Source organism: Cryobacterium sp. RTC2.1, assembly GCF_035018685.1.
Taxonomy (GTDB): Bacteria; Actinomycetota; Actinomycetes; order Actinomycetales; family Microbacteriaceae; genus Cryobacterium; species Cryobacterium glucosi.
This window is the reverse complement of the sequence record NZ_JASJXJ010000022.1, coordinates 23,480-31,934: the sequence shown is the minus strand read 5'-3', so window position 1 is coordinate 31,934 and position 8,455 is coordinate 23,480. Positions and strand designations below refer to the sequence as shown.

Sequence of the window (8,455 nt, the reverse complement as noted above, 5' to 3'; positions counted from 1 at the left end):
AGCCGGGCCGGGAGAAGTGTCTCTCCCGACCCGGCTCTTCCGGTCACTGAGTGGTGGCTACTCGCGCTACTCGCGCGGAAGTCCTGCCGGGTTCACGAGGGACTCGGTGACGCCCTCGGACGTGAGGCCCCAGCGGGCGAGAACGTCGCCGTATTGACCGCCCGTGATCGCCTTGTTGAGCACGATGCTGACGCCCTCGATGAGGCCGTTGCCCTTCTTGGTGCCCGCAGCGATGTTGGCGTGCGCCGGGTAGCCGCCGTTGAAGGTGCCGACGAGCCTGGTCTCACCGTTCTGGGCTGCTGCGTAGGCAGAGGTCGCGTTCGGTCCGAAGTTGGCATCGGCGCGCCCGGACTGCAGGGCGAGGTTCGCGGCTGCGGTGTCGTCGAAGTACTGGTACTCGACGGGGGCGAGGCCCTTGGCGATGTTCTCCTTGTCCCAGCCCTGGAGGATCTTCTCCTGGTTGGTCCCGGAGCCGACGATGACCTTGAGGCCGGCGACGTCCTTGGCTTCCTTGATGGACGAGATCTTCGAGTCGCTCTTCACGTAGAAGCCGAGGAGGTCCTCGCGGTAGCTCGCGAAGTCGTAGAGGTCCTTGCGGGCCTCGGTCACCGTGACGTTGGACGTGATCAGGTCGTACTTGCCGGACTGGATGCCGAGGGGCCAGTCCGCCCACGCTGCCGGCTGCAGGTTGAGCTCGAGGCCGAGACCATCGGCGATGAGCTGGGCGATGTCGGTTTCGTTGCCGATCAGGGTCGTGTCGTCGGTCGCGAACAGGCCAAGGGGAGCGACGTACGGGCTGACGACGACCGTGAGCTTGCCGGCCTCGATCGGGGTGAAACCGCTCTTCTTGATGGCCGCGATGGCCTCGGGCACCTTGTCGAGACGGATCCGGTCCTGCTTCGGGCCGAGGTTGAACGTCACAGGTGCGGCGGACGCCGAGGGAGAGGCCGCGCCTGCGGCCTGGGCCGAGCTGTTGCCGGTGCCGGCCAGGACGGCCGCGGTGATGCCGCCTGCGACGAGAGCAACGGCGGCGATGCCTCCGATGATGACCGCGGTTTTCTTCTTAATTGCCATTGTGTGCCTCTATTTCTGTGGGGTTCTGTTTGTGAATGCTGCTGTGCAGGGTGGGTGGTGGCTGATTGGCCCGGAACGCGTTTAGAGCACGCGACCCAGGAATTCTTTGGTGCGCGGGTGCTTCGGCGAACCGAAGACCTGCTCGGGGGGACCGACTTCGAGGACGTGCCCGGCGTCGATGAACACGATCCGGTCGGCGACCTCGCGGGCGAATCCGATCTCGTGGGTCACGATGATGAGCGTCGTGCCGAGTTTGGCCAGGTCTCGGATCACGTCCAGGACCTCTCCGACGAGCTCGGGATCGAGCGCCGATGTCGGTTCGTCGAAGAGCAGCACCTTGGGCTGCAGGGCCAGGGCCCGCGCTATCGCGACGCGCTGCTGCTGGCCGCCGGAGAGTTGGCGGGGATAGGCGTCCGGCTTGTCGGCGAGGCCCACCTTCGCGAGGAGTCCGAGGGCGAGTTCGCGGGCATCCGACTTGCCCAGGCGCCCGAGAGCGACGGGAGCGACGGCGATGTTCTCTGCGGCCGTGAGGTGCGGGAAGAGGTTGAAATTCTGGAAGACGACGCCAACGTTGGTGCGCCGCTTCAGGATCTCGCGTTCCTTCAGCTCGAAGAGCCGGTCACCGCGCTGCTCGTACCCGATGAGCTCGCCGTCCACGGTGACCCAGCCCCTGTCGACGCTCTCGAGGTGGTTGATTGTGCGGAGCAGGGTGGACTTGCCGGACCCCGACGGCCCGAGGATCGCGACGACCTCCCCGGGCTGCACGGTCAGGTTCACGTCGTGCAGGACTTCGTGGCCGGCGTAGCTCTTGGAGACGCCGCGAATTTCGACGAGGCCGCGGGTCGCCGGTGCGGTCAGCGTGCCGGAGGCCTGGGTTACTGCGATGCTCATGATCCGTTTCCGCCGATCCGGGTGGTGGGTGCTTCGGGTGTTTCGGGTTTCTCGTCGTGCCGCGCCCATTGGGTCTTCACCCAGCCGCGTGCCGCCTGGATGGGCGTCGGCGGAACCACTCTGAGGGCACCTCTGGCGAAGTGGCGCTCCACATAGAACTGGGCGACGCTCAGCACGGTGGTGAAGATGATGTACCAGACCACCGAGACCAGCAGCAGCGGGATCACCTGCTGGTTGCGGTTGTAGATCACCTGGGTTACGTAGAAGAGTTCGCCGAGGGCGATGACCGACACGATCGAGGTGCCCTTGATCAGGCCGATGATCTCGTTGAAGGCGTTCGGGAGAATCGCCCGGGCGGCCTGCGGCAGGATGATCCGCAACACCCGTACGTGCCGGGGGAGTCCGAGGGCGGCAGCGGCTTCCAGCTGGCCCTGGTCGACCGAGAGGATGCCGCCGCGGATGATCTCGGCGGAGTACGCCGCCTGGTTGAGCGAGAGTCCGAGCACCGCGGCAGCGAACTGGCTGACCAGGGTCACGGTGTCGAAGCTCCAGAAGTAGTTGTCGGTGAACGGGACGCCGAGCCCGAGGCGCGGGTACAGGTAGCCGAGGTTGTACCAGACGAGCAACTGGACGAGCAGCGGAACCGAGCGGAAGAACCAGATGAACGACCAGGACACGCTGTTCAGGATCGGCGACTTCGACAGCCGGGCGAGGGCGAGCAGTGTGCCGAGGACGAACCCGATCGTCCCGGAGACGACCGTGAGGGCGAGTGTCAGCTGGATGCCCTTGATAATCGCCGGTGCGAAGAAGTAGGTCGCGAAGATCGGCCAGCCGTATTTGTCGTTCGTGGCGAGGCTCCAGAGGAACTGCAGCACGACGAAGAGCACGAGGGCGCCGAAGATCCAGCGCACAACGTGGCGGGTGTGCACGACCTTGAGGGCGGCGAAATCGGGCGACTTCCGGTTCACGACCTGGTTCACGTCTCGGCGAGAAGCGGACGAGTCCTCGGTCGGCGCCGCCGACCGGTGTTCCTTCACGGTGTCCGTCATGGTCTCAGTCGCTTTCGGGGATCAGTGCGACGAAGCGCGGGTTGTCAGCGTGTTCGCGCCGGATGGCTGCATGGTGCGCCGCCGTGATGCCGGCAACGTCGAGTTCCTGGGCGTCGAGGCTCTTCGCGAAGGCGTGGATGACCACCTCATCGGGGGTGAGCGCGGTGTCGAAGAGCGGCGTGTAGCCGGTGACGAGGTAGAGGTTCTTCGCTTCGGGCTGGCGGGGGCCTGTCGTCAGGAACACCCGGTCGTAGCCGCGCCTGGCGGACTCGGCTTCGAGTTCGGCGACGACGAGCCGGGCCAGGCCCTGACGCCGATGGGTCGCGGCGGTCCAGATGCGCTTGAGCTCTGCGGTGCGCTCGTCGAACCGTTTGAACGCGCCACCGGCGATCGGGATGCCGTCGCGCACCAGCACGACGAAGGCTCCGTCGGGCGCCGCGAAGGCGTCGACCGGGTACCGGGAGATCTCGGTGGAAGCACTCTCGCCGAAGTATGAGCCGTACCGGGAGTGGTACTCCGCGGCGAGGTCCGTCAGCAGCGGCTGGGCGAGCGGGTCGTCGGCGGCGACGTAGACGAAGGTGTCTCGCGTGGTGGTGGTGCCGGCAAATTCGATGCTCACGGGGTGCCTTCCTTTCTCGTGGGTGGCGGTGGGAAGCGATGGGGAGCCAGGAAGCGGGACGACCCCGCTGGAGTTGAAACCTAAGGGGGTCTCCGAAGCGGCGCCAACGCATCCGCTTCACAATTCGTCACCTCGTCACGGCGCGACACATTGGGCGGGATTTGTCGCCGTCGAGACGACTCTTGTGTCATGAGCGACTCCAGAGGCACTGACCCCACGGGACCCGACCGCGCCCCGGCCATCGCGATCATCGGCGGCGGGCCCCGCGGATCCGGCGTGCTCGAACGCCTCGCGGCAAACCTCGACGAAACGTGGGGGAGGGACCGGCCCCTGGTCGTGCACGTGATCGACCCGTTCCCACCCGGAGCCGGCCGGATCTGGCGGCACGACCAATCCCCGCTGCTCAAACTGAATTCCCTCGCCGAGGACGTCACGATGTTCACCGACGAGACGTCGGTCATCGAGGGCCCGATTCTGCCCGGACCATCCCTGATCGAGTGGGCCGCCGGCGTCAGGGCCGGAACGATCGAGATCCCCGCGATCGACGGTGCCGGAAAGGACGGTGCCGGAAAGGACGGTGCCGGCGAGATCGATGCGGTCCTCGCCGCCGAGATCGCCGGCCTCACCGGGGCGAGCTTCCCGACCCGTCGCCTGCAGAGCCTCTATCTCGCCTGGTTCCATGAGGAGGCCGCCGCCGCACTGGGGCCGAACGTGACCGTCGAGTCCCACCGGGCCACCGCCATCCGGGTCGACGACATCGACGACGCCGCCGGCCAGATCGTGGTCCTCTCGACCGGGGTCACCCTGAACGTCGATCTCGTGCTCTACTCCCTCGGTCACAACGGTGCCGACCCGTCCCCAGAGCACGCGGCCCTCACCGAATTCGCCCGCCGTCATGACCGCTACTACCTGCCGCCCGCCTTCACGGCGGATGCCGACACGAGCGCGCTCGAGCCAGGCGAGCGGGTCATCGTGCGCGGCTTCGGCCTGGCCGCGGTGGACCTCACCGTGCTCCTGACCGAGGGCAGGGGCGGCCGCTTCACCCGGCTGCCCGATGGGCGGCTGCACTACGCGCCGTCCGGGCTCGAACCCCGGGTACTGATCGGGTCGCGCAGGGGAGTGCCGTACCACTCCAAGATCAGCTCGACCATCGTCGGGGAGCCACCGGTTCCCCGGTTCTTCACGCCCGACGTTGCCGCGGCCCTCGACAGGGACAGCTCGAGCCTCGACTTCACGAGCGATGTCTGGCCACTGATAGCGCAGGAAATGGTCTGGGGATACTACCGGGAGCTTTTCACCGGACACCCCGAGCGGGTGTCCGCGTCCTGGGCGGACTTCTCCGACCGTTTCGACGCGATCGACCCGAGGGCGCTGCCGGTCGCCGCCGCACGGCCGGAACGGTCAGGGGAACGTGCGGCGAGTCATCCGCTCACCGAGTGGGGTGCCGACACGTTCCTCATCGAGCAGGATGCGGCACGCTTCCGCGCCCTCGTCGAGTCAACCGTCACCGACCCGATCGACCGGCTGTTCCTGCCCGACTTCGACCGTCCCCTCGACGGCCTTCGGTTCGAGTCGGTCGCCGAGCTCCAGGATGCCCTGCGCGACTATATCCGCCGCGATCTCACCCTCCGCACCACGCCGGAGCACAGCGCGACCTTCGCCCTGTTCATCGCCCTGCTCCGGAGCCTCTTCGCGCTTTCGGACATCATCGATTCACCGAAATGGAGCGCGCAGTCACGGGTGCGTGACATCCACGGCTGGTGGCTCGGCTACTTCAGTTTCATCGCGAGCGGTCCACCTGGCCACCGGCTCGAGGAACTCCTCGCGCTCTCCGAAGCCGGCATCGTCGAATTCCTCGGTGGCGACCTCTGGGTCGAGACCGACGAGGTGACGGGCCTGTTCCGGGCCGGAAGCGCGAACCTCGACCGGGTCGTCACGGCGACCGCACTCGTCGACGCGCGACTTCCCGACACCGTGGTCTCCGCGAGCGACAACCCGCTGCTCAGGTCGCTCCTCGACTCCGGCGCCGGTGTCGAGGAGCAGGCGACGGATGCCGGCTTCACCGGGAGCACGGGACGTCTCGCGGTGCGCCAGGCCGACACCCGGGTCCTGACGCCGGACGGAGACCACCACCCGCGACGATTCGCCATCGGGCCGTACACGAACTCGCCGTTCGTCGGCGCCTTCTCCCGCCCGCGCACGAATGCGATCTCCTTTCGCGAGAACGACAAGGTCGCCAGGGCGCTCCTGGTCCACCTCGACAGCCTCGTGGGCGACCCGGGGCGCACTCGGCTGCCGGCCGACCTGGCCGCGAGCACCCGATGATCCGGGCGCTGTGGGCGTTCCTGGCGAGTTGCCCGGTGCCGGCCGATGAGACTCTGCTTGCGACCTCGTCGCCCTATGTCCTGCGTCTCGTTGATGACGGCGTCGCCCCCTTCGACAGAAAGGACGAGCTCACCACCTGAATTGCACCGCGGCGTGCCCGAGAGGACGAAGGGACCGGTTTCATATTCCGGTAATCGCAGGTTCGAATCCTGCCGTCGCGTCACGACCCGTCGACGCTAGGCACTGGCGCGCGATAATGCCAGCGATCACGCATTCTTTACGACATGTTTCCGTCCGCGACGGGATGTGTCGGCCAGGACCCCGGCCCGAATCGACCCGGCCTAGCGTCGACCCATGACGAATCACACCTCCCCGGCGTTCGACGCCGACTGGTCGGAGCGCGACGGCCACCTCGTGCTCGGTGCGATGGTGCGCACCCTGGGGTCCTTCCCGTCCGGTTGGAGGTATCCCGGTGCGCACAACGACCCTTCGACCGATCCCCGCGCGCTCAAGCGCCTCGCGCTCGCCGCGGAGAAGGCCGGCTTCGACTACCTGTTCCTCGGTGACTGGCTCGCGACGGATCCGGAGCTCGAGTTCTCGGACCCGCACCTGCTCTCCCGCGTCGACTCGATGAGCACAGCGGCTTACCTCGCGGCGATCACGCGACGGATCGGTCTGGTCGGAACAGTGGAGACCGCCCACTCCGAGCCATACGCGACGGCCAGGGCCGCTGCGTCGATCGACCGGCTCAGCGGAGGGCGCTTCGGGCTGAACCTCACCGTCGGATCCGATGCCAAGGTCGAGGCGAATTTCGGGCCGCCCGGAGCCCGCACCCACCTCGACCGCTTCGACGTCGCAGACGAATACGTCACCGTGCTCCGCGGCCTCTGGGACACCTGGGGCGAGAACGCCTTCACCAGGAACATCGCGAGCGCCGCCATCATCGACCGGTCCAGGGTCACGCCCCTTGAGCACGTCGGACCGGCCTTCGCGGTGGCCGGTCCCCTCAATGTGCAACGACCCGTCCAAGGCCATGTCCCGCTCGTCCACGCCGGCACCTCGCGTCGCGCCCAGCAGTTCGCGGCCGAGCAAGCCGACATCTACGTGGTCGCACCGACGAGCCTGGGCGACGCCGCCGAGTTCTATCACGACACCAAGGCCAGGGTCGAGGCGGCCGGCCGTGCGGCATCCGCCCTGACCATCGTCGCCCTCGTCCTTCCGATCGTCGGCGAGACGCGAGCGGATGCCTGGGCCGTCTACGACCGGCTCGTGGACCTGTTCCCTGTCGACGACGGCACCCCGGAAGCGGCGGACCTCGACCTGCCCGCCAACCGGAACATCCGGCACCTGCGCCAGGTCATCGGGCTTCCGCTCGTCGAGAGACGCTTCGACGAGGCCGTCACCCCCGGCACCGCGAGCCGTTTCACCGCGGCGGGCGCCCGTCTCGTCGACGTGGTCACCCGCCGCTCCGGTCGCACGATCGGCGGCAAGCGGCCGGTCACCTATCGGCACCTCCTCGTCGCCCACCTGATCAGGTCCCCGATCGTGGTCGGGTCGCCCGCCGATATCGCCGACCACCTCGAAACCTGGTTCCGGGCGAGTGCGGTCGACGGCTTCAACGTACTGAACGCCTTCCTGCACGAACAGTTCGAGACCTTCGCCCGTCTCGTCGTGCCCGAACTCCGCAGTCGCGGGCTCATCAGGGACGAGTACGAGGCCACCACTCTCCGCGGTCACCTCGGTTCTCCACTGCCGACCGCGCCATTGCCGGCGCTCGCCGCCGCGACCGCCCCCACCACCCGCACCGACTGAAGGACAACCATGACCGAATCACACGTGACCGAGACGCCGACCGAGACGCCGACCGAGACGCCGACCGAGACGCCGACCGAGACGCCGGCCAGGCCCCTCCGCGTCGTCGCCGTGTCCGGCAGCCTGCACGCGCCCTCGAAGACGACGGTTCTCCTCAAGGAAATCCTCGCCTCCGTCGGCCGGGAACTCCCTATCGCCGCGCATCTCATCGGCGTGCACGAGATCGGCGAGCAGTTCGCCGGCGCGTTGCGACGCGACCAGCTGCCCGCAACGATCGAGGCCGAACTCGACCGGATCGAGGGCGCCGACCTGCTCATCGTGGCGAGCCCGGTCTACCGGGCGTCGTTCACCGGACTGTTCAAGCACCTCTTCGACTTCGTCGACCAGTACGCCCTCGTCGACAAGCCGGTGCTGCTCGCGGCCACCGGGGGGAGCGACCGCCACGCCCTGATCATCGAGCACCAGCTCCGCCCGCTGTTCGGATTCTTCCAGGCGCTCACCCTCCCGATCGGCGTCTACGCGAAGGATTCCGACTTCACCAACTACCGGGTCTCGAGCCTCGACCTGCAGGAGCGCATCGATCTCGCGGTCACACGCGCCCTGCCCTTGATTCGCAGCAGGCGGGAGAGCCTCGAAGCGGCTCTGTGACGCCGCTTTACCTTTCATGACCTGCCCGATTCCCTCA

General features: G+C 67.6%; 7 protein-coding genes and 1 tRNA gene. 4 read left to right on the top strand and 4 right to left on the bottom strand.

Translation table 11 applies throughout. The annotated features are described in order from the left end of the window. Positions 1-66: 66 nt before the first annotated feature. The 4 genes from QN357_RS04985 to QN357_RS04970 all read right to left on the bottom strand — a co-directional run bounded on the left by QN357_RS04985 (position 67) and on the right by QN357_RS04970 (position 3,633). Positions 67-1,074, bottom strand: a complete 1,008-nt coding sequence (locus QN357_RS04985; RefSeq protein WP_134559974.1) for an ABC transporter substrate-binding protein — start codon at positions 1,072-1,074, stop codon at positions 67-69. A gap of 81 nt (positions 1,075-1,155) precedes the next feature. Further along, positions 1,156-1,965: an amino acid ABC transporter ATP-binding protein gene (locus QN357_RS04980; RefSeq protein ID WP_322136058.1), complete on the bottom strand. Its 810-nt coding sequence runs from the start codon at positions 1,963-1,965 to the stop codon at positions 1,156-1,158. Then, complete coding sequence (locus QN357_RS04975) at positions 1,962-3,014, bottom strand: amino acid ABC transporter permease (RefSeq protein ID WP_322136057.1); 1,053 nt, start codon at positions 3,012-3,014, stop codon at positions 1,962-1,964. The genes QN357_RS04980 and QN357_RS04975 overlap by 4 nt, the downstream gene beginning before the upstream one ends. Positions 3,015-3,018: 4 nt before the next feature. Beyond that, positions 3,019-3,633 (bottom strand): GNAT family N-acetyltransferase, encoded by a 615-nt coding sequence (locus tag QN357_RS04970; RefSeq protein ID WP_322136056.1) that lies wholly within the window; start codon positions 3,631-3,633, stop codon positions 3,019-3,021. A 189-nt stretch (positions 3,634-3,822) separates the two neighbouring features. On the opposite strand from QN357_RS04970, the gene QN357_RS04965 reads away from it, so the two are divergent. The 4 genes from QN357_RS04965 (at position 3,823) to msuE (ending at position 8,418) form a co-directional block, all read left to right on the top strand. Then, a complete protein-coding gene (locus QN357_RS04965) occupies positions 3,823-5,958 on the top strand; it encodes an FAD/NAD(P)-binding protein (protein ID WP_322136055.1) in 2,136 nt (711 codons plus the stop codon). Positions 5,959-6,105: 147 nt separating this feature from the next. Further along, a tRNA-Met gene (locus QN357_RS04960) sits at positions 6,106-6,179 on the top strand. A 133-nt stretch (positions 6,180-6,312) separates the two neighbouring features. Further along, positions 6,313-7,770 carry an NtaA/DmoA family FMN-dependent monooxygenase gene (locus QN357_RS04955; protein ID WP_323504618.1) on the top strand — a complete coding sequence of 486 codons (1,458 nt, stop codon included), beginning with the start codon at positions 6,313-6,315 and terminating at the stop codon, positions 7,768-7,770. A gap of 9 nt (positions 7,771-7,779) precedes the next feature. Then, positions 7,780-8,418 (top strand): FMN reductase, encoded by a 639-nt coding sequence (gene msuE, locus QN357_RS04950; RefSeq protein WP_322140756.1) that lies wholly within the window; start codon positions 7,780-7,782, stop codon positions 8,416-8,418. Positions 8,419-8,455 lie beyond the last annotated feature (37 nt).